24 protein-coding genes are annotated in these 24,299 nt (G+C 47.0%); 12 read left to right on the plus strand and 12 right to left on the minus strand.

What is annotated here, in order from left to right; all coding sequences use genetic code 11:
- The first annotated feature begins 29 nt into the window (after positions 1–29).
- Positions 30–1,343: an NCS2 family permease gene (locus BUR42_RS26500; RefSeq protein WP_074242558.1), complete on the plus strand. Its 1,314-nt coding sequence runs from the start codon at positions 30–32 to the stop codon at positions 1,341–1,343.
- Here BUR42_RS26500 and BUR42_RS26505 read toward each other — a convergent pair.
- From BUR42_RS26505 to guaA, 5 genes are all read right to left on the minus strand, one after another.
- Positions 1,340–2,155: a sulfite exporter TauE/SafE family protein gene (locus BUR42_RS26505; protein ID WP_074242559.1), complete on the minus strand. Its 816-nt coding sequence runs from the start codon at positions 2,153–2,155 to the stop codon at positions 1,340–1,342. The genes BUR42_RS26500 and BUR42_RS26505 overlap by 4 nt on opposite strands.
- Positions 2,156–2,287: 132 nt before the next feature.
- Complete coding sequence (locus BUR42_RS26510; protein WP_074242560.1) at positions 2,288–3,874, minus strand: ATP-dependent DNA ligase; 1,587 nt, start codon at positions 3,872–3,874, stop codon at positions 2,288–2,290.
- The gene (locus tag BUR42_RS26515; RefSeq protein WP_074242561.1) at positions 3,874–4,869 is read right to left on the minus strand and encodes a ligase-associated DNA damage response exonuclease; all 996 of its coding nucleotides are present in this window, start codon (positions 4,867–4,869) and stop codon (positions 3,874–3,876) included. The genes BUR42_RS26510 and BUR42_RS26515 overlap by 1 nt, the downstream gene beginning before the upstream one ends.
- Before the next feature lie 73 nt (positions 4,870–4,942).
- Positions 4,943–6,217 carry an ABC transporter substrate-binding protein gene (locus tag BUR42_RS26520; RefSeq protein WP_074242562.1) on the minus strand — a complete coding sequence of 425 codons (1,275 nt, stop codon included), beginning with the start codon at positions 6,215–6,217 and terminating at the stop codon, positions 4,943–4,945.
- 87 nt (positions 6,218–6,304) lie between these two features.
- Entirely contained in the window at positions 6,305–7,843 is a 1,539-nt protein-coding gene (gene guaA, locus BUR42_RS26525) for a glutamine-hydrolyzing GMP synthase (protein ID WP_074242563.1), read from the minus strand.
- Between the two features lie 130 nt (positions 7,844–7,973).
- Here guaA and BUR42_RS26530 point away from each other — a divergent pair, with 130 nt between their 5' ends.
- The 10 genes from BUR42_RS26530 to BUR42_RS26575 all read left to right on the plus strand — a co-directional run bounded on the left by BUR42_RS26530 (position 7,974) and on the right by BUR42_RS26575 (position 17,045).
- A complete protein-coding gene (locus BUR42_RS26530; RefSeq protein WP_084185840.1) occupies positions 7,974–8,687 on the plus strand; it encodes a head GIN domain-containing protein in 714 nt (237 codons plus the stop codon).
- Between the two features lie 61 nt (positions 8,688–8,748).
- Positions 8,749–9,675, plus strand: coding sequence for a hypothetical protein (locus tag BUR42_RS26535; RefSeq protein ID WP_074242565.1), 927 nt, complete (start codon positions 8,749–8,751; stop codon positions 9,673–9,675).
- Positions 9,676–9,762: 87 nt separating this feature from the next.
- Complete coding sequence (locus BUR42_RS26540; RefSeq protein WP_074242566.1) at positions 9,763–10,899, plus strand: dialkylresorcinol biosynthesis protein DarB; 1,137 nt, start codon at positions 9,763–9,765, stop codon at positions 10,897–10,899.
- A gap of 91 nt (positions 10,900–10,990) precedes the next feature.
- Positions 10,991–11,416, plus strand: coding sequence for a flexirubin biosynthesis protein DarG (locus BUR42_RS26545; protein WP_074242567.1), 426 nt, complete (start codon positions 10,991–10,993; stop codon positions 11,414–11,416).
- Between the two features lie 9 nt (positions 11,417–11,425).
- Positions 11,426–12,424, plus strand: a complete 999-nt coding sequence (locus BUR42_RS26550) for a BtrH-related acyltransferase DarH (protein ID WP_074242568.1) — start codon at positions 11,426–11,428, stop codon at positions 12,422–12,424.
- Positions 12,421–13,167 (plus strand): ABC transporter ATP-binding protein, encoded by a 747-nt coding sequence (locus tag BUR42_RS26555; RefSeq protein ID WP_074242569.1) that lies wholly within the window; start codon positions 12,421–12,423, stop codon positions 13,165–13,167. The genes BUR42_RS26550 and BUR42_RS26555 overlap by 4 nt, the downstream gene beginning before the upstream one ends.
- A 6-nt stretch (positions 13,168–13,173) precedes the next feature.
- On the plus strand, positions 13,174–14,466 hold the full coding sequence (locus tag BUR42_RS26560; protein WP_074242570.1) for an ABC transporter permease: 1,293 nt from the start codon (positions 13,174–13,176) through the stop codon (positions 14,464–14,466).
- Positions 14,439–14,810 (plus strand): phosphopantetheine-binding protein, encoded by a 372-nt coding sequence (locus BUR42_RS26565; protein ID WP_262488015.1) that lies wholly within the window; start codon positions 14,439–14,441, stop codon positions 14,808–14,810. The genes BUR42_RS26560 and BUR42_RS26565 overlap by 28 nt, the downstream gene beginning before the upstream one ends.
- Before the next feature lie 8 nt (positions 14,811–14,818).
- Positions 14,819–16,033, plus strand: a complete 1,215-nt coding sequence (locus tag BUR42_RS26570) for a beta-ketoacyl-[acyl-carrier-protein] synthase family protein (RefSeq protein ID WP_074242571.1) — start codon at positions 14,819–14,821, stop codon at positions 16,031–16,033.
- Positions 16,023–17,045: a beta-ketoacyl synthase chain length factor gene (locus tag BUR42_RS26575; RefSeq protein WP_074242572.1), complete on the plus strand. Its 1,023-nt coding sequence runs from the start codon at positions 16,023–16,025 to the stop codon at positions 17,043–17,045. The genes BUR42_RS26570 and BUR42_RS26575 overlap by 11 nt, the downstream gene beginning before the upstream one ends.
- On the opposite strand, the gene BUR42_RS26580 is transcribed toward BUR42_RS26575, so the two are convergent.
- Complete coding sequence (locus BUR42_RS26580; protein WP_074242573.1) at positions 16,990–18,258, minus strand: MFS transporter; 1,269 nt, start codon at positions 18,256–18,258, stop codon at positions 16,990–16,992. The two genes, BUR42_RS26575 and BUR42_RS26580, sit on opposite strands and share 56 nt — an antisense overlap.
- 48 nt (positions 18,259–18,306) lie before the next feature.
- Positions 18,307–19,371 (minus strand): zinc-binding dehydrogenase, encoded by a 1,065-nt coding sequence (locus tag BUR42_RS26585; RefSeq protein WP_074242574.1) that lies wholly within the window; start codon positions 19,369–19,371, stop codon positions 18,307–18,309.
- A gap of 134 nt (positions 19,372–19,505) precedes the next feature.
- On the opposite strand from BUR42_RS26585, the gene BUR42_RS26590 reads away from it, so the two are divergent.
- Positions 19,506–20,117, plus strand: coding sequence for a helix-turn-helix domain-containing protein (locus BUR42_RS26590; protein WP_074242575.1), 612 nt, complete (start codon positions 19,506–19,508; stop codon positions 20,115–20,117).
- Here the strand turns inward: BUR42_RS26590 and BUR42_RS26595 are convergent.
- The 5 genes from BUR42_RS26595 to rpsT form a co-directional block, all read right to left on the minus strand.
- The gene (locus BUR42_RS26595) at positions 20,090–20,479 is read right to left on the minus strand and encodes a hypothetical protein (protein ID WP_074242576.1); all 390 of its coding nucleotides are present in this window, start codon (positions 20,477–20,479) and stop codon (positions 20,090–20,092) included. The genes BUR42_RS26590 and BUR42_RS26595 overlap by 28 nt on opposite strands.
- On the minus strand, positions 20,472–20,714 hold the full coding sequence (locus BUR42_RS26600; RefSeq protein ID WP_074242577.1) for a hypothetical protein: 243 nt from the start codon (positions 20,712–20,714) through the stop codon (positions 20,472–20,474). The genes BUR42_RS26595 and BUR42_RS26600 overlap by 8 nt, the downstream gene beginning before the upstream one ends.
- A gap of 41 nt (positions 20,715–20,755) precedes the next feature.
- Entirely contained in the window at positions 20,756–21,622 is an 867-nt protein-coding gene (locus BUR42_RS26605) for a hypothetical protein (protein WP_143197589.1), read from the minus strand.
- Between the two features lie 55 nt (positions 21,623–21,677).
- A complete protein-coding gene (locus tag BUR42_RS26610) occupies positions 21,678–23,408 on the minus strand; it encodes a M14 family metallopeptidase (RefSeq protein WP_074242579.1) in 1,731 nt (576 codons plus the stop codon).
- A gap of 366 nt (positions 23,409–23,774) precedes the next feature.
- On the minus strand, positions 23,775–24,029 hold the full coding sequence (gene rpsT / locus BUR42_RS26615; RefSeq protein ID WP_074242580.1) for a 30S ribosomal protein S20: 255 nt from the start codon (positions 24,027–24,029) through the stop codon (positions 23,775–23,777).
- Positions 24,030–24,299: the final 270 nt, after the last annotated feature.

A 24,299-nucleotide genomic window follows, 5' to 3' on the forward strand; every position in this document is an offset into this window, starting at 1 on the left:
AAATTTAAGTCAAACCCTACCTTTGCTTTATGCGCGATATCTTTCGTTTACACGAAAACGGTACTACTGTTAAGAAAGAACTGCTGGCGGGCCTTACTACTTTTTCCACAATGGCTTATATCCTGGCAGTGAATCCCATGATCCTCTCCAAAACGGGAATGGATTTTAACGCCCTGATCACTGCTACTGCCCTGGCTGCTGCCATTGGTACACTGGTGATGGGGTTATATGCCAAACTGCCTATTGGCCTTGCGCCGGGTATGGGATTGAACGCTTTTTTTGCCTATACCATTGTGCTGGGTATGGGATATAGCTGGCAATTTGCTTTAACGGCTGTTTTCCTGGAGGGCATTATTTTTATTTTCCTTTCTCTCTTTCATATCCGCGAAGCGATCATCAACAGCATTCCTGAAAATCTCAAACATGCTATTTCAGTAGGCATTGGATTACTGATCGCATTGATAGGAATGGCGAATGCAGGGATTATTGAAACGGGCATGCGGCATGTTGGAAATGATAAACTGGATGGTGTGATCCTGAAGATAGGGGACATCACCAGCGCCGGGCCTTTAATTGCATTAACAGGTTTGATTGTGAGTGCTGTGCTGATGTACCGTAAAGTGAATGCTGCGTTGCTGATCGGGATATTAGCGGCAACATTGGCAGGTATGCTGTTGGGTGTAACAACAACAAACGAAATAATAAGTTTACCACCATCATTAGCACCCATCGCATTTAAACTGGAATTCAGCAAAGTGTTCACCATGGATATGGTGGTGATCTTATTCACACTATTAATGGTGAACCTCTTTGATACGGTGGGCACCCTCATTGGCTTATGCAGCAAAGCAGGGCTGCTGGACAGCCGGGGCCGGATCCCCAGGGCAAAACAGGCCTTGTTCGCAGATGCAGTAGGCACTACTGCCGGTGCATTATTAGGAACCAGTGTGGTAACGGCATATGTGGAAAGCGCCAGTGGCATTGCCTCCGGGGGCAGAACAGGTTTAACGGCTGTTACGGTGGCCGGTATGTTCCTGCTGTCGCTGTTCTTTGCGCCGTTATTTGCCATGATCCCTCCGGCTGCTACAGCACCGGCTTTGATCATTGTAGGTATGCTGATGATGAGTGCAGTAGTGAAGATCAATTTTGAAGATCCTACGGAGGCGATCCCTGCTTTTCTCGCAATCGTGATGATGCCATATACCTACAGCATTGCAGAAGGTATTGTATTCGGCATGCTTTCCTATGTATTGCTGAAAGTATTTACAGGAAAATACCGGGAGATCAGCCCGGTGATGTATGTGTTGGCGGTATTGTTTGTACTGAGTTTCTTATTGCATTAAGTAAGGATCAACCGCACGCCTACGATCAGCAAAGCCCCGGCCAGTGCAAGGATAATGCCTTTCGGTTTTACGCGGGAAGAAAGCCCTGCTCCCAGTTGTGCCCCTATTATTACACCAACGCCAATAGATAAAGCTGTTTGCCAGCCTTCCCAGAAACTCCCCTGGATCATATGTACGATGGTGCCTGCCAGTGCCATGATGGCCAGGATCAGGTGAGAAGTAGCAGTGGCTACATGTATCGGGAAATTCAGGAGGCTGATCAATGCAGGTACGTGAATAATACCGCCACCGATGCCTAGTAAACTACTGATAAAACCAACGAGGAAGCTGATGCCGATGCCCGTCCAGATATTAAAAGAGAAACGATGTTCTTCACCACTCCGTTCTGTTACGCAACGGTCCACACAACGGCCTTTGTTGGCCCTTCCGGCATAGGCACCCTGTTGTGGCTTCAGCATCAGGAAGCCGGCTACCACTATCAGCAGCGCACCTAAAATAATATTGAAAACGTGGCGGGATAATAAAGTAGTGGTGAATGCCCCGATAATGGCACCGGGTAAAGTAGCCAATGCAAAGATCAGCGCAGAGCGGTAATCAATGCGTTTCTTGCGGGCATAGGCAATGGAACCGGAAGAAGCATTCAGAAATACTACGGCCAGGGAAATACTCGTCAATACATCCGGAGACATATCTGGGTACATTAACAACAGCAGCGGCATCAGGATGAATCCACCACCAGCACCAATGAGTGTTCCAAAGGTACCAATGAAGAATCCTAAGCCGACTAATAACAATGCATTCAGCGCATCCATTCGTGAAATAGTTAACAGCAGGTGGTTGGTTTTTTCCTGCGAAATAAAACAATTGCGTATTCTTAACGTTGGTTCTAATGCAAATGTAGGGTGTTATATCAACACATAATCTGTAGACTAAAGGGGTATGGTTCAGACCAGTTTTTTAAGATCGTCTAATGTATTGATCTCCTCCACAGGCTTGTCTTTCCGCCACCTGTGGATCCTGGGGAAACGAACGGCGATCCCGGATTTATGCCTGCTGGAAAGCCCTATGCCCTCAAAGGCAATTTCAAACACCAGTTCCGGTTTTACGGTACGCACCGGCCCGAACTTTTCCAGTGAATTACGCTTCACCCAATTATCCACTTCCGCTATTTCCTTATCTGTTAACCCGGAATAAGCTTTGGCAAAGGGTACCAGCTGATCACCATTCTTCACGGCAAAAGTATAATCTGTATAGAGGTTGGAACGGCGGCCATGACCTTTTTGCGCGTAGATCATTACAGCATCCACGGTGTAGGGATCTATCTTCCATTTCCACCAGTCGCCACGCCTGCGGCCGGTTTGGTAAACAGAGCTGAGCTTTTTCAACATCAGTCCTTCACTGCCGTTGTTCCGGGATTGTTCGCGCAAGGAAACCAATTCGTTCCAAGCGGTGAAAGCAATGGCGGGAGAGAGTTTCAGGGCAGGCTGGTTCACGGTGTTCACTAATTTTTCTAACAACGCCCTGCGGTCCTGTAATGGTAAAAGGCGTAAATCCTGTTTATCGAATTCCAGCAGATCGTAGCTGTGAAAGATCACGGGAGCTTCCTGTAATTGTTTTTTTGTGAGGTTCTTTCTGCCGATGCGTGTCTGCAAGGCCTGGAAAGGCAAAGGGCGGTCCGTTGAGAGATCGTAGGCTAATATTTCCCCGTCAATAGCGCAGCCATCTGGCAGGAAATCCAATAGCGCCGTGATCTCCGGGAATTTATCTGTGATGAGTTCTTCGCCGCGGCTCCAGATAAAGAGCTGTCCATTCCTTTTGATCACCTGCCCGCGGATGCCATCCCATTTCCATTCCGCCTGCCATTCTTCTGGATCGCCCAGGGTTTCAGGGCCTCCCTCCAATGCATAGGCCAGGAAAAAAGGATAAGGTTTGGAATCGTCTATGGTACTGCTTTCTTCATTCAGTAATGCAGCCATGGTGATCTGCTGCGGGTCCCAGTTCCCGCTGATAAGATGGGAAACAGTGGCGGGTACGATGTTGTAGGTTTTAGCCAGGGCGTTTACGATCGTGCTTTGAGAAACACCTATCCTGAACCCGCCGGTGATCAGTTTATTGAATACAAATCTTTCGCGGTATTCCATCTGGTCCCAGGCATTCCGCACGAAAGCAGCTTTATCTTCTTCACTGGCTTTATCCAGCCGCAGCAAGCCATTCAGCCAGTAATGCAGGGGATAGGAGCCGGCTTTTGTTTCAGGTGGTGGTAAAAGCAACGCGATTGTTTCCGCGAGATCACCCACGGTATGATAACATTCATTAAACAGCCATTCGGGTAAGCCGGTCAGCTCCATGCTCCATTGCCGCATTTGCGCAGAATTCACTACCCGCTTGGGTCTTCTGCCACTGAACAGGGCAAGTACCCAGGGTTTATCCTTTTCATCTGCCGTAGCAAAATAACGACTGAGCGCCTCCAGCTTTTCGTTGGTTTTGGTGCTCTGCGCCAGGGTGGATATGAGTTGTGAGAAATGCTGCATCAGGTGGTTGTTTCTTCTTCTTCACTACCGTAGGCCGTTTTTACTTCTTCGGCCGGTAAACCATTTTCCTGCAGGTAACGTGCCAGTACACTGGTGAAACCATGTGTTACAAATATTTTTTCTGCGCCGGTTTGTTTGATCGTATCTAACAATCCCCGCCAGTCTGCATGGTCTGATATGGGAAAACCGGCATCCACATTACTTCTCCGTGCATTTCCCCTTACCTGCATCCAGCCGCTGCAAACACCGAGTGAATAAGGGTTGAAACGTTTCATCCAGGCAGAATCTGCTGCGGAAGGTGGTGCAATGATCAGGCTGCCTTTATAGTTTTCTTTAGGTGTTTCCGGGGTGATCAGTTCTACGGGAGGAAGTGGCCATCCATTTTGCAGGCATACTTCATGTGCATTGAAAATAGCGCCATGCACTAAGAACCGGGAAACGTGATGTTGCAGGTTATACAGCAACCGTTGTGCTTTGCCCAGGCTGTAAGCTACCAGCACACTGTTCTTTCCCGCCTGCTCATTTTCATTCATCCAGTTGCGGATATCGCTGAAAATAGATGCTTGCGGTTTCCAGTGATAAATAGGTAGACCAAAGGTGGATTCAGTTATGAATACATGGCATTTTTGTGGTTCAAATGCGCCGGAGATGCCATCATTTTCTACTTTATAATCGCCGCTGGCTACCCAGGTCTGTCCTTTATACGTCACCTTCACCTGTGCCGAACCGATCATATGACCTGCCGGGTGAAAGGATACGGTTACACCGTTGAGATAGATCTCTTCTCCATAAGCAAGGCCCTGCACACTGATCTCTTTGCCGAGGCGTAACCGGAGGAAAGGAACACTGTCTTTCGTACAGAGATAATGCTGATTTCCCCAGCGTGCATGATCTGAATGGGCATGTGTGATCACTGCCCGGGGAACAGGTTTCCATGGATCGATATAGAAATCGCCCGCAGCACAGTAGATGCCTTTATCTGTAAAAGTGAGCATGCTTTATAAATATAGTATAAAAACAAAAGGGACGGCCAATTGGTCGTCCCTTTTGCAATACAGCAATACATCCTTACAAAGCTGAATTCATCTTGAAGTCAGCACTGTCTCCCTTTTGGATAATGTAAATATTTTTATTCTCGAAGTAAGCCGGCACTTCATCTCCTTCTTTCGCATACACGGGTTGGAAATTGTAGGAAGTGAACATCCGGTTGCCTGGTTTATTGATATCCTTGTTGAAGTAAACGCCATCCTGTGCGAGTAGTTTTACAAAGTAGTACGTCAGTTCAAAACCTTTAAAAGCCATGTCTGAGGGGCGTGATTTGTAAACATTCTTAAAATGGTCTATTACATACTTGCTGTAGATATCTGTTTTATCGTTGTAATAAGGAGAAGAATAATACATGGTGATACCAGCAAATTCAGGCTCCTTGAACTTCATCACATCCCAGGTAGGCATCCCGAAAATATGCATCGGGTAAGTGGCTTTTTGTGTGGCTAATTTCCGGAGGATGGTCTTTGCACCCAATTCATCCAATGCTGTTACGATCAGGAGATTAGGGCGGTCCGTCAGCAGGTATTGTGTGAGTTGCAGGTCCGTGGTGGTTTCACTCCATACCACTTCCCTTATCCTTGCTTTCTTATCATAGTTCATCTTCTCGTAAGCATTCTTGATCTGCGTGGCAATATCGGCTTCAAAGGCAGTACCTCTTCTTACAATAAGGATGTTCTTATTGGCAAATCCTTTCTGTGCATAATCATGGATGGCTTCCACATGAGACTTCAGGGTGCTGCTGCCGATGAGCAGGAAAGGATTATCGGAGATGCCGGCAGCATTCGGGTAAGTAGCGGAAACGAGGTTGATCTCTTTTTGTTTGGCAAAATCGCTCAGTTGTTTCAGTTCCGGTGTGCTCACTGCACCGATGATCAGATCTACGGCATCCAGCTGGCGGTTACGGATCAGGGCAGCTACATCTGCCTGGCGGGCTTTATTATCAAACACCAGTACATTCAGGCGCAATCCCTGCCTGCTCAGGGAGTCCAATGCCAGTTGCGCACCTTCGTAGAATTCCAGCCCGGGCAGCACATACCTTGGCATGGTGCGGCCGGGGATATCCAGGCTGTTGGCAAACACAGAATCCAGGTACATCGGGGCAAAAATGGCCACATTGTAACTGCTGCGTTTCACTTCTTTTGCAAACGCGGGTACATTAAAAGGCGCTTTTACGTCCGGCTTTTTTTCTTCGGGTTTCTTTTCCTCCGTTTTAGGCTTGTTCAATACCGGCGGCGGACCGTCAGTTTTTGCCGGAGCCTTCCGGAGGACGCTACAGGCTTGTATCAGTATCAAACATGATACTGATATTACAAGTCTGGTGATTGTTCTCGATCGGTTCATATCGTGCCAAAATTGCAAAAATCGTTCCTTAATTCAATCCTACTCCCATTCTATCGTTGCCGGAGGTTTGGAGCTGATGTCGTACACCACCCGGTTAATGCCTTTCACTTTATTAATAATGTCGTTGGAAACTTTGGCGAGGAACTCGTAGGGAAGGTGAGCCCAGTCTGCCGTCATACCATCTGTAGAAGTTACCGCGCGGAGGGCAACACAGAACTCGTAGGTCCTTTCATCTCCCATAACACCCACACTCTGAACGGGTAACAGGATGGTACCTGCTTGCCAAACCTGGTTGTACAGGCCGGATTCTTTCAGGTTTTCAATATAAATAGCATCTGCTTCCTGCAGCATATTCACTTTTTCAGGAGTGATATCACCCAGGATGCGGATAGCCAGTCCGGGACCGGGGAAAGGATGGCGGGCCAGGAAAATATCGCTGATGCCGATCTCTTTACCCACGCGGCGCACCTCATCTTTGAAAAGGAAACGCAGGGGTTCAACAAGGCCCATTTTCATTTTCTCCGGAAGGCCACCCACGTTGTGGTGCGATTTAATGGTTGCGGAAGGGCCATTCACGGAAACGGATTCGATCACGTCCGGATAAATGGTACCCTGCCCCAGGAAGGCAATATCTTTTAACTCATTGGATTCCTGCTGGAATACCTCAATAAAGAGGCGGCCAATGATCTTGCGTTTTTCTTCGGGATCTTTTACACCGCTCAGCTGGCCATAGAACAGGTCCTTGGCATTTACTCCCTTTACATTGAGTCCCATATGTTTATAGGAGTCCAGCACGGTTGCATACTCGTCTTTGCGTAAAAGACCATTATCTACAAATACGCAATACAGGTTGCTGCCGATAGCTTTGTGAATGAGTTCTGCTGCTACTGTTGAATCCACGCCGCCGCTCAGGGCCATCACCACTTTTTTGTCGCCCACCTGTTCCTTGATGCGGGCTACGGTTTCCTGTACAAAAGCTGCCGGTGTCCAGTCCTGCTTAATACCGCAGATATGGATCAGGAAGTTGCGGTAGATCTGTTTGCCTTCCAGGGAATGGGTTACTTCCGGGTGGAACTGCAAACCGAAAAGGGGATGTTTGGCGAGGGTGAAGCTCTTGAAAGCCGCTACGGGTATATTTTCAGTATGAGCAATAGGTGTGAAGGCTTCAGGGAGACGTTTAATAGTGTCTGCATGGCTCATCCAAACCTGGCTCTTGGAAGAAATGTCATATAATAATGGTTCCTCTTTGTCATTGTGCTCCATAAAAGCACGGCCATATTCACGGGTACTGCTTTTAGCTACTTCTCCGCCAAATACTTTGGCCATCAGCTGTGCGCCATAGCAAACACCTAAAACCGGTACTTTTTCGCCCATGGCGGCAATATCAACTACAGGCGCCTGCGGGTCGTTCACGGAAAATGGTGAGCCGGAGAGAATGATACCTTTAATACTGTCTTCCCAGGTAATGGGCTTCGTACATGGTTGTATTTCACAATAAACATTCAGTTCCCGTATGCTTCTTGCAATCAATTGAGTGTATTGGGAACCGAAATCGAGGATCAAGATCTTTTCTGTCATGGTCGGGCAAAGATAGTGGAATTTCGGATTTTGCTTTTCCCGAATTGGGGACAATGATGTGAAATGCATGCGGAACGCGGAATTCTTTGTAAATTTCGGGCATCTAGTCCCAAACCCTTAAACCCAGGTTATGCTTACGAATTTAAAATATTTTGCATTAATGCTTCTTTTGACGCCTGCTTTTGTGTCCTGCGATGAAGTGCGTGGCAGCGGTAACGTTAGTAAGGAAGAACATGATCTTAGTAAATTCTCTGTTTTAGAGGCGTCCGGCTCCATGGATATATATATTACTAAAGGAAATACTTCCCATGCTACTATTGAGGCGGAAGATAACATCCTCCCCCTCATAGAGCTGATAGAGGAAAATGGCCGCCTGGAAGTGCGTTTCAAAAGGAATGTGCGTGTAAATACCCGCAAAAAAGTGAAGGTTTTCCTCACAACAGCCCAACTGGAGTCCGCCAGCCTTTCCGGTTCCGGGGACCTGGAAATTGAGAGCCATTTCGAAACACCTGTTCCCGTACACCTGAGCCTTTCCGGCAGCGGTAACCTGAATGCCAGCTTCAGCACGCCGGAATTGAACATCGACCTGGCCGGGTCCGGTAACCTAAAGATAAAAGGAGAGACCCGTGATCTGAAACTGAACCTGGCCGGAAGCGGAGATGCACACCTGGAAGAACTGATGACGGAAACTGCTGATCTGGACATTGCCGGCAGCGGAGATGTGGACCTCCATGCCAGCCGTACCCTGAAAGCCAATATTGTAGGTTCCGGAGATGTTAATTATAAAGGAAATCCTACCGTAACGGTGAATAAGATCGGTTCCGGCTCTGTGAAGAAGCAATAAGACAAATTGGAAATCTTTTGTATGTTTGCACGCTTTTTATATAGACTTTCCGAACCAACTTATGACGCAGAAACCTAAGATATTAGTGGTGTATTTCACCCAAACCGGTCAGCTACGGAGAATTATCGATCATGTGACAGCACCTTTGCAGGGCAAGGCAGATATAGTGTTCGAGGAACTGGTACCTATTCAGCCATTTCCCTTCCCCTGGTCTAAACAGGAGTTCTTTGATGCCATGCCTGAAACGGTACTGGCAAAACCGCGTCATATCATGCCACTGAAAGTGGATCCAAATACGCATTTCGACCTGGTGATCCTGGCATATCAGCCATGGTTCTTGTCGCCATCTCAACCGGTTGCTGCATTTTTGCAAAGTGAGGAAGGTAAACGTTTGCTGAAGGGCAAACCCGTGATCACCCTGCTCGGTTGCCGGAATATGTGGATCAATGCCCAGGAGAAAACAAAACGTTACCTGCAGCAGGCAGGGGCAAAGCTGGTAGGGAATATTGTGCTGGTGGATAAAAACCCCAACCTGGTATCCCTGATCACTATTATCCGCTGGGCCACCAAAGGGAAAAAAGAGGCCTTCTTTTTATTCCCGCCCGCAGGTGTACAGGAAAAAGAGATCACGGAGTCCGGCAAATTCGCCGGCCCCATCCTGCAGGCGCTGGAGCAGAATAATTATGACCAGCTGCATACACAATTACTGGCGCTGGAAAGCGTTGAGTTAAAACCAAGCCTGGTGGTACTGGAATTCAGAGGGGTAAAGCCATTCCGGTTCTGGGCAAATTATATCAGCGAAAAAGGCGGCCCGGGTGATGCAGGAAGGCAGGGGCGCGTTTCCATGTACAGGACCATCCTGCTGGTGGCCATCCCTGTACTGTCTCCTTTTACCACCATTGCCTCCTGGTTAAAGCTGTTACTGCAAAAGAAGCAACTGGCAGAGGATGTTACTTATTATAAAGGAGTGGGTCTCCGGGAAGTATGAACTTCATAGATTTGTAATGTTGTGTAATATTCGATTATCCATTAAAATTTTATCTTTACGCCCGCTTAAACTTTTTTAAATCCTGACATGAAAGAAGTATATATTACGAGGCTCTCCAAATTTTTGCCGAACGAGCCAGTAGGGAATGATGAAATGGAAAGCATCCTCGGAATGGTGGACGGAAAGCCGTCCCGGGCCAGGACGATGATCTTGGGAAATAACAAGATCAAAACGCGCTACTATGCATTGGATAAACAAGGAAAAACAACCCATTCCAATGCAGAGATGACTGCTGAAGCAGTACGGAACCTGTTTGATGAAAAGTTTCCGATCAACAAGCTGCAACTGTTAGCTTGTGGTACTACCTCTCCTGATCAATTATTGCCTAACCATGCCGCCATGGTACATGGTATACTGAAATGCCAGCCCGTGGAGCTGATCGCCGCAACCGGCGCCTGCGCTGCAGGGATGCAGGCTTTCAAGTATGCGTTCATGTCTATTAAATGCGGAAATACCAGCAATGCCGTAAGTACCGGCTCCGAAAAATTCTCCAGCTGGATGCTGTCGCAGAAATTTGAACCGGAAACCGAAAACCTGAAAAGCCTTGCTGAGAACCCGATCATCGCTTTCGAAAAAGACTTTTTAAGATGGATGCTCTCCGATGGCGCCAGTGCAGCCCTCTTCCAGGATAAACCCAATGAAGAAGGCCTCTCGCTCCGCGTGGATTGGGTAGAGATCGCATCATATGCCAACGAGCTGGAAACCTGCATGTATGCCGGTGCCATTAAGAACGGTGACGGTTCTACGAAAGGTTGGACGGATATGACCCCGGAAGAGTGGGCTGCCAACAGTGTATTCTCTTTTAAACAGGATACCCGCCTGCTCGGCAAAAACATTGTTCCTTCCGGATCGCAGATGTGGAAAGACCTGGTGGAGAAATACAATATCAATATTGATGAGATCACTTATTTCCTGCCACATCTTTCTTCTGAATATTTCCGCTTTAAGATAGATGAAGAGATCGCCAGGCTGGGTGTACACATCCCGCAGGAAAAATGGTTCACCAACCTCACACGCGTAGGAAATGTTGGAACAGCTTCCCCTTATTTTATGCTGGAAGAACTGCTCAACCAGGACCTGTTGAAGAAAGGAGATAAGATTGTGATGATGGTGCCCGAGAGCGCAAGGTTCTCTTACGCATACGCACACATCACCGTAGTATAGGAAATTCATTACGAGCACGATATATAATGCAGCAGGGGCCGGAATTAAGGGCTCCTGCTGCATTTCAGTAATATCCTTCAAAACTGCAACAATGAAAAAAGAAGAAGTTCCGCAGGATGGCGACAACCTGCACAAAGGCACCTTTAAACAACTTTTTTATGCAGTAGACCAATCCGGTGAATACAAGGAACCTGTTACCAGCGTAGGCTGGGAGCCGGAGAATGTAGCACTGGGGCAGGCCTGGGAAGAAGTAGAGCACCGTGTGAATGAAACCAGGGAGCAGGTATTGGCCGGGCAGAAAAGCCCCATTGCATACTATATGGAAAGAACTTTGCTGGACCTGCCTTTGCTGGCCAGTAAAGCCGGTAAGTTCGGCTGGCAGGTAAAACGGCATATGAAACCTGCCGTATTTAAAAAGCTGAGCGCCACAATGATAGCAAAGTATGCGGCCATCTTTTCCATCCCTGCAGAGGTATTACAAAAGGGTGAATTGTTGCCATTCCAACGACCCCAATAAAAAACTTTCATGACAGCGTTCCATCACGTACAAACAGCTCATTGCGAAAGCGGCGTAGTTTCTAATTTGTTCCGCCATTATGGTTTGAAGATCAGCGAGCCCATGGCATTCGGCATCGGCGCAGGGATCTTCTTCGGCCACCTGCCCTTTGTGAAAGTGAACGGCGTACCCGGCACCACTTACCGCATCTGGCCGGGGGCTATTTTTTCCAGGGTTTGCAAACGCCTTGGCGTAAAAATGGAATCACATAAATTCAGCAACCCCGCAAAAGCACAACAGGCGCTGGAGGATGTGATCGCCAAAGGCATACCTGTAGGTATGCAATCCAGTGTGTATTACCTGACCTATTTCCCTGCTTCTTACCGTTTCCACTTTAATGCACATAACCTGGTAGTGTTCGGGAAAGAAGGAGATGATTATCTCGTGAGCGATCCTGTAATGGACACTGTAACGAAAATAGATCCCAAAAGCCTTGAGCAGGCGCGTTTTGCAAAAGGTTTCCCCGCACCGCAAGGCAAAATGTACTACCCGGTGAGCGTACCGCAAACCGTTGATTTTGCCGGTCCCATCAAAGCAGGCATCAAACAGGCCTGTTATTTTATGCTCAAGGTGCCCATGCCGCAGTTCGGTATTAAAGGCATCCGCTACCTCGCCAAACGTGTAAAACAATATCCTGAAAAACAGGGCGAAAGACGTGCAGCATTGTACCTCGGCAATATCATCCGCATGCAGGAAGAAATTGGTACCGGCGGTGCAGGGTTCCGTTTCATGTATGCCGCCTTCTTACAGGAAGCCGGTACTTTACTGAAGAATGAAGAGCTGATCACTATCGGAAAAGACCTTACACTGGTAGGCGACCTCTGGCGCAACTTTGCATTTGCTGCCGGCCGCGTGTGTAAAGCCCGTGTAGTGGATAACAGTCCATATAATGAACTGGGGGATATGCTGCTGCATATTGCAGACGAGGAAGAAAAGATCTTCCGCCGTTTATCAAAAGTGAAGTTATGACCAGCATAGCCGTAAAGGACCTGCATAAAACTTACGCAGGAGCGTTAACGCCCAGCCTGGAAGGGCTGAGCTTCTCATTCCCGGAAGGAAAGATCGTAGGTTTGCTGGGCCCCAACGGCGCCGGTAAAACCACTACCATCTCTATTTTATGCGGCCTGGTAAAAGCGGGCAGCGGCAGTGTAAAGATCTTTGATATCACGCAGGACGCATCCCGCCGTGAAGCCATCAAACGGCTCATTGGCATTGTGCCGCAGCAGATAGCATTGTTCCCGCAGCTCACGGCAAAAGAGAACCTCTGCTACTTCGGTAACCTCTATGGTTTTAAAGGCAAAGCCCTGAAGCAGAAAGTAGATCAGCACCTGGAAATATTCGGACTGGAAAAAGCCGCAGATAAAGAAGTGGGCAAGTTTTCCGGTGGTATGAAAAGGCGCACCAATATCATCGCCGCTATTTTGCACGAACCCCGCCTGCTCATCCTGGATGAACCAACAGCAGGAGTGGATGTGCAGTCACGCAGCATGATCCTTCAATTCTTAAAAGAATATAATCAGAAAGGGAACAGTGTAGTTTATACTTCCCATTTACTGGACGAAGCACAGCAGATCTGTGAAGACGTAGCCATTATTGATGAAGGAAAGCTGGTGGTACAGGGCAATCCGATGGACCTGATCCGGCAGCATCCTGAATGCAGGAACCTCGAAGATGTGTTTTTACATTATACAGGACACGCAGTTAGAGATTAAAAGAACATGTTAAGGCTCATTGCAACAATACGAAAAGAATGGCTGCTGCTCCTGAGGGATAAAGCGGGACTGGCACTGCTATTTGCGATGCCGGTTATCCTCATTACCGTAATGGCGCTCATACAGGATGCTCCATTTAAAGATTACCAGGAAGTGAAGTTCGATATCCTCACCGTGGATAACGATCATGGCAGGCTGGGCCGTTATATCAGGGAAGGATTGGGCAGCAGCGGGCAATTCAATGTAATAGATTCATTAAATAACCAGCCTGTTAGTGAAACAACCGCTAAAACATTAATAGGAGAAGGGCATTATAAGATCAGCATCGTTATCCCCAAAGGCAGCACGGCAGAGATTGTGAGCAATGCCAACAAGATCGTGAACGACATCTCCAAAAGGATGGGCATTCCGGCACAGCTGCCGGTAAAGGCCATCGCCTCAGATTCACTGGCTGTACAACTCTACTTCGACCCTGCAGCAAAAAAAGCATTCAAAAGCGCTATCCGCCAGGCCCTGGATAATTTCCTCACACAGGTTCAAACAGACCTGCTGCTGGAACGCATCCAGATGCAGTTGAAGAGTAAGGACAGTACCGCAACAGATACCTTCCCTGCCATCAAACTGAAAGCAGTAGGCTTGCAGGAAACCAACCTGGGCAAACACCAGGAGATAGATGTGATCTCCAATTCCGTACAACACAATGTACCGGCATGGAGCATCTTTGCCATGTTCTTCATTGTGATCCCCATTGCAGGTAACATGATCCGCGAAAGGGAAGACGGCAGCCTGGTAAGGATGAAGCTCATTCCCGGCAATTACCTCTCCATCCTTTCCGGCAAGCTCCTGTTCTTTGTGGGGGTATGTGTAATACAATTCTACCTGATGATTGCAGTGGGTATTTATGGGATGCCGCTGCTGGACCTCCCCGCATTGCAACTGGGCGTGAACCATCTGGCAGGATTCATAACAGCTTTAAGTATCAGCATTACAGCTACGGCATACGGCATCCTGATCGGTACGTTATTTAAAACACCCAACCAGGCACTGAACTTTGGCGCTATTTCCATTGTGATCCTGAGCGCCATCGGCGGCATCTGGATCCCCCTGGAGATCATGCCGGAGAAGATCCAGACCATAGGCAGGTTATCTCCCCTGAGCTGGGGGCTGGATGCAATAAATGATGTGTATCTGAGGAATGGAGATACAAGGTTCATCCTGCCGGATATTACCCGTTTACTGGCCTGTGGCTTAGTGATGCTGGGCATTGCGGCATGGGTGGAACAGAAACGGATCAGTTAACAAGGAATAAACATTTTCTTAACACAGGTAAAACAATTAATTTTACTCCCTTGGAAAGGCGCCACGAGCGTGAAACCTACAACATTATGGAAGCGTTAAAACTGAAATTGAAACAGCAGATCATTGAAGCTCTGAACCTGCAGGACACCCGCCCTGAAGATATTGACGACAATGCTGCATTGTTCGGCGAAGGATTGGGACTGGATAGTATCGATTCACTGGAATTGATGGTATTACTGGAAAGACAATACAAGATCAAAGTGGAAGATCCCCGCGAAGGGCGCAAAATTTTGCAGTCCGTACAAAGCATGGCTGAGTTCATCCAGAGCAAACAACCAGCTTAAGAAAAGGCATGGCAGAACGTGTGTTTATAACCGGTGTAGGTATGATCTCTGCTATTGGCAACAATGTGCAGGAAAATCTCCGTCATTTGCGTGGGCAGAAGAGTGGATTGGGATATACCCGTCATATCGATACCATTCATAAAGATGTACTGCCTGTTGGAGAAGTAGCGGCAGACACGCCAACATTGGCCACTATGGCCGGCGTACAGGATACTCCTGGTTATACCCGTACCACCCTCTTAGGATTGGTAGCCATACAGGAAGCCCTGCAATCTGCCGGTATAAAGGATGCGCGGGAATTGCCCACCGCCTTTATCAATGCCTCCACTGTAGGCGGCATGTGTGATACGGAGAAAGTATATTTCGATATCCTGGACCCCAACAAAGAAGGAGACTTCCTCAAATACATTGATACACTGGATTGTGCAGATTGCACACAACGCATTGCAGATGCTGTTGGTATCGATGAATATGTAACCACTATCAGCACAGCCTGTTCTTCTTCTGCCAACGCACTGATGTATGGCGCACGCCTCATTCAGCAGGGACTGGTACAACGTGCCATCTGTGGTGGTACGGAAGCGCTCACCCGTTTCACCATGAACGGTTTCAATTCCCTCAAGAACATCGATAAGCAATTCTGCCGCCCTTTTGATCAGCAGCGTAACGGGCTGAACCTGGGAGAGGGCGCGGCTTACCTTGTGCTGGAAAGTGAATCGCTGGTGAAAGAGCGTAAGGCAGGGATACTCGCAGAACTGAGCGGCTGGAATAATACCAACGAAGCTTTTCATCCCACAGCCCCTTCTCCTGAAGGAGATGGTGCATATGAAGCCATGAAAAATGCTTTGAAGATGAGCGGCAGAAGTACGGCAGATGTACAATATGTGAATGTACATGGCACCGCTACTTTAAACAACGATATCTCAGAAGGGATTGCACTGGAACGCTTATTTGGCACAGCGATGCCGAAATTCAGTTCCACCAAAGCATTCACCGGGCATACCTTAGCTGCCGCAGGCGCTATAGAAGCCATTTTTGGCGTACTTGCCATCAGGGAAGCGTTGATCTTTCCGAATCTTCATTTCTCCCAAAAGATGGAAGAACTGAACATTACACCCGAAACACAATTGCTGGAAAACTATCCCGTGAAGAACGTGATCTCCAATTCATTTGGTTTTGGTGGAAATAATGCATCACTCGTGATCAGTAAATATGAAGGGTAAATATTACATACAGGCCAGCGCCGCCATCTCTCCACAGGAGAGCTTTTCCGGCCCTTTCGTTCCACAGCTTCCCGAGCTGTCGGAGAAGAACCTGTTGCGTATAAAGGAACCTGATTACAGCGGTTTCATCCCCCCTAATAGTTTACGCCGTATGAGCCGTGTGCTCAAAATGGGCCTGGTAGCAGCACTGCAATGTTTACGCAACGGCGGAGTGAACATGCCGGGCGCTATTATCACCGGTACAGGTAAAGGCAGTTTGCAGGATACAGAACGTTTCCTCAAGAACATTACAGAGTATGCGGAAACTGCGCTCAATCCCACACCCTTCATCCAGTCTACCTATAATTCTGTGAACGGCCTCATTGCCCTGCAACAGAAATATATGCAATACAACAACACCTTCGTTCACCGCGGTTTTTCTTTTGAGCATGCCCTGCTGGATAGCATGATGCAGCTCAACGAAGGTAATACAGACGTAGTGCTGGCGGGTGCTTTCGAAGAGATCTCCGATGAGCATTTCTATATCAAAAGCCGCATCGGTTACTGGAAAGAAGCCCTCACACAACCCGCGGAATTATTGACCAGTGGTACGCCAGGCACCATTGCCGGAGAAGGAGCTGCTTTCTTCCTGTTAGGCAACCAACCCGGGAACAACCCCCAGGCCTGTATTGAAGGCATTAAGATGTTGTATAAACCCACGGAAGAAAAATTGCATGCCGCACTGGAAACATTCCTCAGGCAGCACAATCTTGAACCTTCAGATATTGATCTGCTCATCACCGGCCAGAACGGCGATACCAATCATGATCACTATTACCACAACTTAGTGGTGCAATATTTTCCTGCTACTCATTCCCTTCCTTTTAAAACCTTATGCGGAGAATATGATACGGCTTCTGCCTTTGCGCTGTGGATCGCTACGCGCGTGATAAAGGAGCAGGGTTTGAAGAAAGTGCTCATCTATAATCATTTCTACGGAGACCAGCATACTTTCCTCCTGCTGAGTAAGTGAACATGATCGTAACGGAACTCAGCAGCGCAATAACAGCTACGGTAAGGAATACCACATCCGTTCTCCCTGTTATATCCATCACTTTACCCATTACAGGTTCGCCGAGTGCAGCAAATAAGTAGGCGCTCATGTTCATAATACCTACACCGGTACCTACATATCTTTCCCCTAATAACTCGGGGCACAATGGCCAGAAGTTGGCCTGGGGGCCGTATACAAAGAAACCGGCTAAGAACATCAGTATCCCCGCCGCCACACCTGTTTGTACGGGCAGCAGGAATATGGTCATAGAAACAACGGCACATAACAGCATCCCCGTACTGATGGAGGAGGGCCTGTTGCCTGAGAACAGCCTGTCTGAAATGAACCCAAAGGAAAAAGCGCCAGTGGACATACCTATGGGGAGTAACAGGCTTACCCATATCTGATGCGGATCACTCTTATAATTTCCGCCAAGGAAATAGATAGGTACCCAAAAGATCAAACCATACCTGGCCATACTTTGAAAACCTATGGCCAGGCAGGCTACAAGAAAGCGCCAGTTGCCCAGCACACTTTTATAACGTTGTTTCCAGTTGTCTTCAGTTCCTGCGGGGGCAGCTGCTATGATATCTGCATATCCTGCATCAGAAGGTTTGCTGCGTGCAATGATGTAGAAGATCACCAATGCTGTGAGGAGGAATAATACAGGCACACGGAACAGTACCTGCCAATGCTGGTTTTGTTGTACAAGTAAGATAGACAGCAGGTAAGTAACAACAGAAGAGGCACCTGCCGCCATTGTGTAGAAACCTAATGCCATACCTCTTTCATTTTTATGCCACCAGTTGGTGATCAGCTTGCCGCCCGGAGCCCATGCCATAGATTGGAAATAACCATTGCAGGTCCATAATATTAAGATCAGGGGAAAGGAGTACGAGAAGCTAATGGCCACATTGGTGAGTACGGATAAAAGACCACCTAAAGGGATCATCACCCGCGGGCTGAAATGGTCTGCGAGATTGCCATTAATAAATTGCCCAACAGCATATCCCATCAACATGGAAAAACTTACCCAGCCTATCTTCTCAAAAGAGATGTGCAGCTCTTCTGCCATGGCATGAGCAGCCCAGCCGAAATTATGCCTGCCTGTATAAAAGAAGAGATAGCAGAACATGGTAATGAAAAGCATTTTCCACTGCATGTTCCGGAAGCTGTGTTTTGGTGTTCGCATGTGATTGTATACTTATTTTCACGCAGCGCGTGAAAGGTGGTGAGGTGTTTAGATCCTGATGCCCACGCGGAGCGGCTTAAACTGTACAGCATACTCAAACGCTTCCTGCACTTCGTTGAGTGAAAACTCTTTTCCCACTACCTGGCCGAAAGGATATTTCTCCCAGTTCCTTGTAATGAAGTCCAGCGCATAGGTGAAATCCTGGTAGTTGTAGTTGTGCAGCCCTTTTATGGTGAGTAATTTCCTGATCACTTTCTCTGCATCTACCTGTAATTTCCGGGTGTTAAAAACGGCGCCTATCAGAATGGCGCTGCCACCTATGGCCAGGCTGTCAATGCCAAATTCCATCGCATCAGCTGAGCCGCTCATATCAAATACTACATCTATTCCTTTGGCGGGCAGCTTTACATTATCCTTCTTCAGATCGATGGTTTCATCTGCCCCGAAACCCATTGCCTCTTCTAACCTTTTCTCTGTAATATCTGCCGCAATGATCCATGCAGCACCTGCATCTTTGCACATGGCAGCACAGGTCATTCCCAACAGCCCCATACCGGTGATCAGCACATTTTTTCCTTCCAGGTTACCTGCTATGCGCAGGGCCCCTGCAACAGTAGCAATAGCACAATTAAGCGTGGCGGCGATGGGCAGGGGAATTTCGCGTGGAAGTTTTAAGATGGCCGTATGGGCCTTCAGGATACAATACTCTGCCAGGCCACCGTGAAATACTTCAACGTTTTCTACTTTGGCGTGGCCGTATTTAAAGAGGTTGTCTCCCTTTTGAGGCATGTCGTGCAGTGCATAGTAAGATTCCGGATCACTGGAAAAAATAGACCAGGTGACCACATCACCAACACGGAGTTGTTTGCCATTATGATCAGATCCGGAATGTGCGGGGTGAATAGCCATCACTTCTCCTACAATTTCATGGCCCAGTACAGTAGGGCACACTTCTTTCCTCAGGCCGCAGAAAGTATGAAGATCACTTCCACACAGCGTAGTGTAGCGGTTCTTTACCAGTACTTCCCCTGGTAATAAAGCCCTTACTTCAGCCGATTGCAGCTGGAAAGCCTGTCCGGGCCCCTGGAAAACAACAAGTTTACCTGATGTCATAGTACAATAGTTACTTTCTCTTTACGAAATTATATTTCTTTTTAGGAAATATAAGATAGTGAATATTACCTAATTGTTACTAAAGTGAAAAAATATTTCTTTCCAGGAAAGTAAAGACAATGTATTTTTAGGATATGACACAGGATGGACCCATAGAAAAGGAACAATTGGTTTATTTTAAGATCGGTGGTATCATCAGGAAGTACAGGAAGGAAAAGGACATGAAGCTGTTAGACCTTTCAGCTATTACCGGTATTGGCTCTGCCATGCTTTCCAAGATTGAAAATGGCCGGATGATCCCTACTATTCCCACGCTTTTCACCATTATCCAGAAATTGGGTATTTCACCGGAAGTGTTTTTTTCCCAGTTGAATGCGGACAATAAATTCCCGGGGTATTATTTTCTTCCTAAGGATCAGTTCACTGCGTATGAGAAGGAGGAAGGGGCTAAGGGTTTTGAGTATTTCTCCATCCTGGAGCATAGTATGGAAACCGGCGGGGCTTTTCAGATTTCCATCCTGCAATTGAAACCAGGTGCCAGCCGCCCGTTGGTAACTACTTCTGCCTATGAATTTATTTATGTATTGAAAGGGAAAGTTGATTACATGCTGGAAGATAAATCTTTTGAAATGACAGAAGGAGATGCATTATTCTTCGATGGCAACATTGCGCATGTGCCGCTTAACAGGTCCCGCCAAACAGTTTCCCTGCTGGTATTCTATCTTTTTACAGATGCCAGGTCATAGATCTTCAGTAACTCCGGGTTAGAAAAGTAATCTACCGGGTCATAGAACAATGCGATGTATTCCAGGTTATCCTGTGCCTGAAACCGTGCTACAGACAAGGTTTCCAGCGTATGGTCATAAGTGAAGGCCGTTTTATCGAAACTATCTGTTTTTCCCTGCTCAATGAATGATTGCAGCTGTGCATAGTTGGCATCGTTGAACTCTACATTAAAGAAAACCTCAAAGGATTTAAATCCTGTAATGAGGAAGGTTTTATCCTGAAGTATCTCCTTTTGCAATAGCTCTTCGAATGAAGGCCCTGATTTGGGAACTGTTCCGCCGCCAAAGATCCTGGATATATATTGAAAGAAACGATTACTCACTACTACTTATCTTTTTACGTTTATAAAACTTTAATATCGCCCACACAATGGCTGCTATTAAAATACTGACCCAGCCTTTGCCCAGTGAAAGCAATGTTATACTGATACCGGCAAGGAAGATCTGCAGTAAGGTTGGCTCCGTTTCTGTATTCTTCACTTCCTGCCGGTTAAAGAACACCAGGCGGATGGCAATGATGATATGCAATGCAATGATAACAATAGTAACAGGGAACATCAAAGGTTATTTCAAAGGATTAGGGAAATGCAGTAAATATATTATAATAATTCCAATGTTAACTCCCGCTCAATTTTAAAAGGCACTTCATGCTGGCATTGTTTGTAGGTACTGTCGCAGTTCAGTTTTACTTTCAGGTTCAGGAGGTTATGCATGTTGGCCTTTTCAATCCTGCCATCTGTGGTACGGATGAAAGTATTGATGGTAAAGAACTCACGGCCATACTGCACATTATATAACCCTGCCGCACCGGGGCGTACCATTTGAAAATTATTCAGTGTGTCTTTGATCACCGGTTCTTTCATCTCTGGGAGCAAGAGGTCCAGGCAGGGGCTGGCAGGAGGGAGGAATTGTGTTTTAATATGGGCCTGCTGTTTGTTTATTCCGGAAAGAGTGGAAACAACCTGCAAACAATCATGCCCTGTAAGAATGGTTTTGCCATTCGAGAAATCACCTTTCACCAGGTCTGGCTTCAGTACTTTATCCCCTGCTTTTTTCAGCTGCTGCAAACCCAGCTGCGGGCCAACGGCTACATAGAAGGTGTGAAAATCAGTGATGGGGCCGGTCATGCCTGCTACATCTATCTTAGGTAATGCAAGGCTGCCGCGGCTGTCCAGCGAAAGCGTATAGGGTTTTACAGCCAATGCGGTAGCTGTTTCATCTGTAGTATCTGTTCCTTTGATGCTCTTCAGGCTGATCCATTTCACTTCTTCGAAAGGCACTCCTTTCTCATCCTTGCCGCTGGTCACTTCACAAACAGCGAGTGAAGAAGGCTGTGCCTGCCCGTTATAGCTGAAGGAAGTGAGCAGCTGATAACGGTGTTTGGCACCGGTTTTATATTGCAATGCAGGTACCTGTGCCAGGGCGGCATTGCCTATAAGCAAAAGGAGTAAGGATAAGGGTTTCATAAAGGGCGTATTTATCATTAAGAATACGTGTTGAATGAATGCGGCATCGTATAAATTACTTAACAATGCGATATACCGGATAACGCATAAACCCGGGTTCATTCCAGGGAGAATTGCGGTATACAAAATTCAGCTGTGCAGATGCACTTTGTGCAAACGTACTGTCCTCCGCTCTTTTCTTCTCCAGTTCTTTCTTCACTTCAGGGTGCTGCTTCAGGAATTCTGCTGCCGTATCTTCAAATACATACGTTGAATACCCTTCTTTCTGACCAAGTATCGCGTCAAAGAAATTCCAGGCAAAGAAGGAATCGCCGCCAGTTGGTTCCAGCGTTTCTATGAGGTAACGGTTTGCCGTTTGGTTCATGGGGATGTAATAATCCCCTTTCAGGAATTTGAGTTTTTGCTTGCTGGCACTCACTTTTACGCCATTATGAATGTAGTGTTTTTCATAGGGGCGTTGCGGTGTTTTATAATCTTCTATCTTATAAGCTTCTACTTCAATGGTGGTATCATTCGCCAGCTGTTGCATTTTCACTTTATTGTTCTGCAGCAGTTCTATCACTGCCCACCAGCCTTGTGGAATAATGTAGGCCTCCGGTTTATTCACGTAATCAGCTCCTGTGAAGGTGTTGAAGATCCTGATCTGTTTCTCGTAAGGTTGATTACGATCATAATAGAGGCGGGGTAATCCGGAGATCCCGCTGGGTTTTCTTCCTGCTTTAAACCCTTTGAAAGTGTAATACTCAAATTGGCTCATATCGGGTGCCCAGCTGAGGGGGAACCTTTCCTGCGTTTTTACCGCTTCTTTTGTTTGTTTACGCAACCTGCTGATCTCTTCACTGTTTTCGCTGGTGAACCGGATAAAGCATTCCATCAGCGCATAGGTTGCTTCTACACGTTGTTTATAGGGTTTGAGCATATGGGTTTCCGGTACAAAGCCGAAACTATGGAAGAGGGTGGAATAACCGCTGGAATATCTTGGCCCGTCCGCATAAGCTACCCAGCCGCTATCAGGTGTATCCCCGAAGTGATTTACATAAGGGAGCAGATCGTAGCCCTTTTCCTTCATTAAACGATAAAGGCCGGGTTCAAAGGTTTTGTGGATGAATTCACCCATCACGCCACCCAGTTTACCGTGCTGGGTAGTGAGTAATGTCATGATGTGCTGATAATCAGCGCCATTGCTCACGTGATTGTCTACAAACACATCCGGGTCTGTCATCTGGTAGATCTGCTGGAAGGCACGGGCATTCCGGGAATCAGCTTTGATAAAGTCCCGGTTCAGATCTAAGTTTTGGGCATTGCCGCGGGAACCGAAGGCTTCGGGGCCATTCTGGTCCACCCGGTAAAAAGCACTCCGGTTCAGGGAGCCGCCTATGTTATACAGGGGGATCACTGCCAATACCACATTTGCCGGTAACTTCCTCTTTCCCTGCACAATGTCCCGCAGGAGCATCATACTGGCATCAATACCATCCGGTTCGCCGGGATGTATACCGTTGTTTACCAGGATGATACGTTTGTTCTTTCTACGGAGGCTTTCGAAGTTGAAGTCTTTGTCCTGGGAGAGTACTACCAGGTGCAGGGGGTATCCGGCATCGGTTTTCCCTATTTCCAGCATTTTAAGCTGGGGATAGTGTTTTACGAGGGCTTTATAGTAAGCGATGCATTCGTGGTAAGTAACGGTCTCTTTGGTGTTGGTGCGTTCATATTTGGTGGTGAAGTCCTGGGCTGAAACGGAGATTGTCAGGCAGGATAGTAGTAAGGTAATGGAGAAATTCCTCATAAATAGGCTTAAAATGGTTCCTTTTGGTCAAAAATACAGGGTTAGCGGTGAAAATCCCTGACTTTTTCGTGGTATCCTTCAGTGATCCTTCTACCATCCTTCAGTGATCCTTCAGTCAAACACCCTCAAACCCTTGCTGCCACAGAAAACCACTGAAGGATCACTGAAGGATGGCAGGAGGGTGTCAGTAGGAAGGCTTATATCTTATTGATCATTAGCTACTTGCAAAATTGAATGCTCTACCTTCCTGGTAGGGTAATACAAATAAAAAAGCCTTTCCCTAAGGAAAAGCAGAAGATCAGGTACAAATAAAAAAAGCTCTTCCCTTTAGCAGGGAAGAGCTGAAGTATGTTTACGCAGCGCAGCTTAAGCCAGGGCGTTTACCCTTACAGAGAGCTTGCTCTTCAGGTTTGCGGCCTTGTTCTTATGGATGATATTGCGCTTAGCGAGTTTGTCGATCATAGAGATCACTTCAGGTAAATTATCTGAAGCCGCAGCCTTATCAGTCAGCTTTTTCAGGTCCCGTATGGCATTACGGGTAGTTTTACCGTAGTAACGGTTCCGCTCATTTCGCTTTCTGCTTTGACGTACGTCTTTTTTCGTTGCTTTATGGTTTGCCATTGTGTAATTTTCAAGTTTCGGAGGGCAAAGGTATGTTTTTACTTATTACAAACAAAATAAAAAGAAGGGTTTTCCTCCGAAGCCAGAGAAATAACCTTCCGGAGAGCGGGCACAAAGATAACAAATTATACACATATTAACCCTTGAAATCCTCATAAAACCGCGGTGGAAATACCATAAAATCCCAAATCTTTAGCGATATTTGCAATCCCATATCCCGTTTTATTTGTTATATAACTACGGAATGTGATCAAGAATCAAAGACCAAGC

The organism is Chitinophaga niabensis (genome assembly GCF_900129465.1).
Lineage (GTDB): Bacteria > Bacteroidota > Bacteroidia > Chitinophagales > Chitinophagaceae > Chitinophaga > Chitinophaga niabensis.

Coding starts and splice junctions, on each gene's coding strand:
- BUR42_RS26500 (WP_074242558.1), top strand. CDS start 30: ATGCGCGATATCTTTCGTTTACACGAAAACGGTACTACTGTTAAGAAA.
- BUR42_RS26505 (WP_074242559.1), bottom strand. CDS start 2,155: ATGGATGCGCTGAATGCATTGTTATTAGTCGGCTTAGGATTCTTCATT.
- BUR42_RS26510 (WP_074242560.1), bottom strand. CDS start 3,874: ATGCAGCATTTCTCACAACTCATATCCACCCTGGCGCAGAGCACCAAA.
- BUR42_RS26515 (WP_074242561.1), bottom strand. CDS start 4,869: ATGCTCACTTTTACAGATAAAGGCATCTACTGTGCTGCGGGCGATTTC.
- guaA (WP_074242563.1), bottom strand. CDS start 7,843: ATGACAGAAAAGATCTTGATCCTCGATTTCGGTTCCCAATACACTCAA.
- BUR42_RS26530 (WP_084185840.1), top strand. CDS start 7,974: ATGCTTACGAATTTAAAATATTTTGCATTAATGCTTCTTTTGACGCCT.
- BUR42_RS26535 (WP_074242565.1), top strand. CDS start 8,749: ATGACGCAGAAACCTAAGATATTAGTGGTGTATTTCACCCAAACCGGT.
- BUR42_RS26540 (WP_074242566.1), top strand. CDS start 9,763: ATGAAAGAAGTATATATTACGAGGCTCTCCAAATTTTTGCCGAACGAG.
- BUR42_RS26545 (WP_074242567.1), top strand. CDS start 10,991: ATGAAAAAAGAAGAAGTTCCGCAGGATGGCGACAACCTGCACAAAGGC.
- BUR42_RS26550 (WP_074242568.1), top strand. CDS start 11,426: ATGACAGCGTTCCATCACGTACAAACAGCTCATTGCGAAAGCGGCGTA.
- BUR42_RS26555 (WP_074242569.1), top strand. CDS start 12,421: ATGACCAGCATAGCCGTAAAGGACCTGCATAAAACTTACGCAGGAGCG.
- BUR42_RS26560 (WP_074242570.1), top strand. CDS start 13,174: ATGTTAAGGCTCATTGCAACAATACGAAAAGAATGGCTGCTGCTCCTG.
- BUR42_RS26565 (WP_262488015.1), top strand. CDS start 14,439: ATGGGTGGAACAGAAACGGATCAGTTAACAAGGAATAAACATTTTCTT.
- BUR42_RS26570 (WP_074242571.1), top strand. CDS start 14,819: ATGGCAGAACGTGTGTTTATAACCGGTGTAGGTATGATCTCTGCTATT.
- BUR42_RS26575 (WP_074242572.1), top strand. CDS start 16,023: ATGAAGGGTAAATATTACATACAGGCCAGCGCCGCCATCTCTCCACAG.
- BUR42_RS26580 (WP_074242573.1), bottom strand. CDS start 18,258: ATGCGAACACCAAAACACAGCTTCCGGAACATGCAGTGGAAAATGCTT.
- BUR42_RS26585 (WP_074242574.1), bottom strand. CDS start 19,371: ATGACATCAGGTAAACTTGTTGTTTTCCAGGGGCCCGGACAGGCTTTC.
- BUR42_RS26590 (WP_074242575.1), top strand. CDS start 19,506: ATGACACAGGATGGACCCATAGAAAAGGAACAATTGGTTTATTTTAAG.
- BUR42_RS26600 (WP_074242577.1), bottom strand. CDS start 20,714: ATGTTCCCTGTTACTATTGTTATCATTGCATTGCATATCATCATTGCC.
- BUR42_RS26605 (WP_143197589.1), bottom strand. CDS start 21,622: ATGAAACCCTTATCCTTACTCCTTTTGCTTATAGGCAATGCCGCCCTG.
- BUR42_RS26610 (WP_074242579.1), bottom strand. CDS start 23,408: ATGAGGAATTTCTCCATTACCTTACTACTATCCTGCCTGACAATCTCC.
- rpsT (WP_074242580.1), bottom strand. CDS start 24,029: ATGGCAAACCATAAAGCAACGAAAAAAGACGTACGTCAAAGCAGAAAG.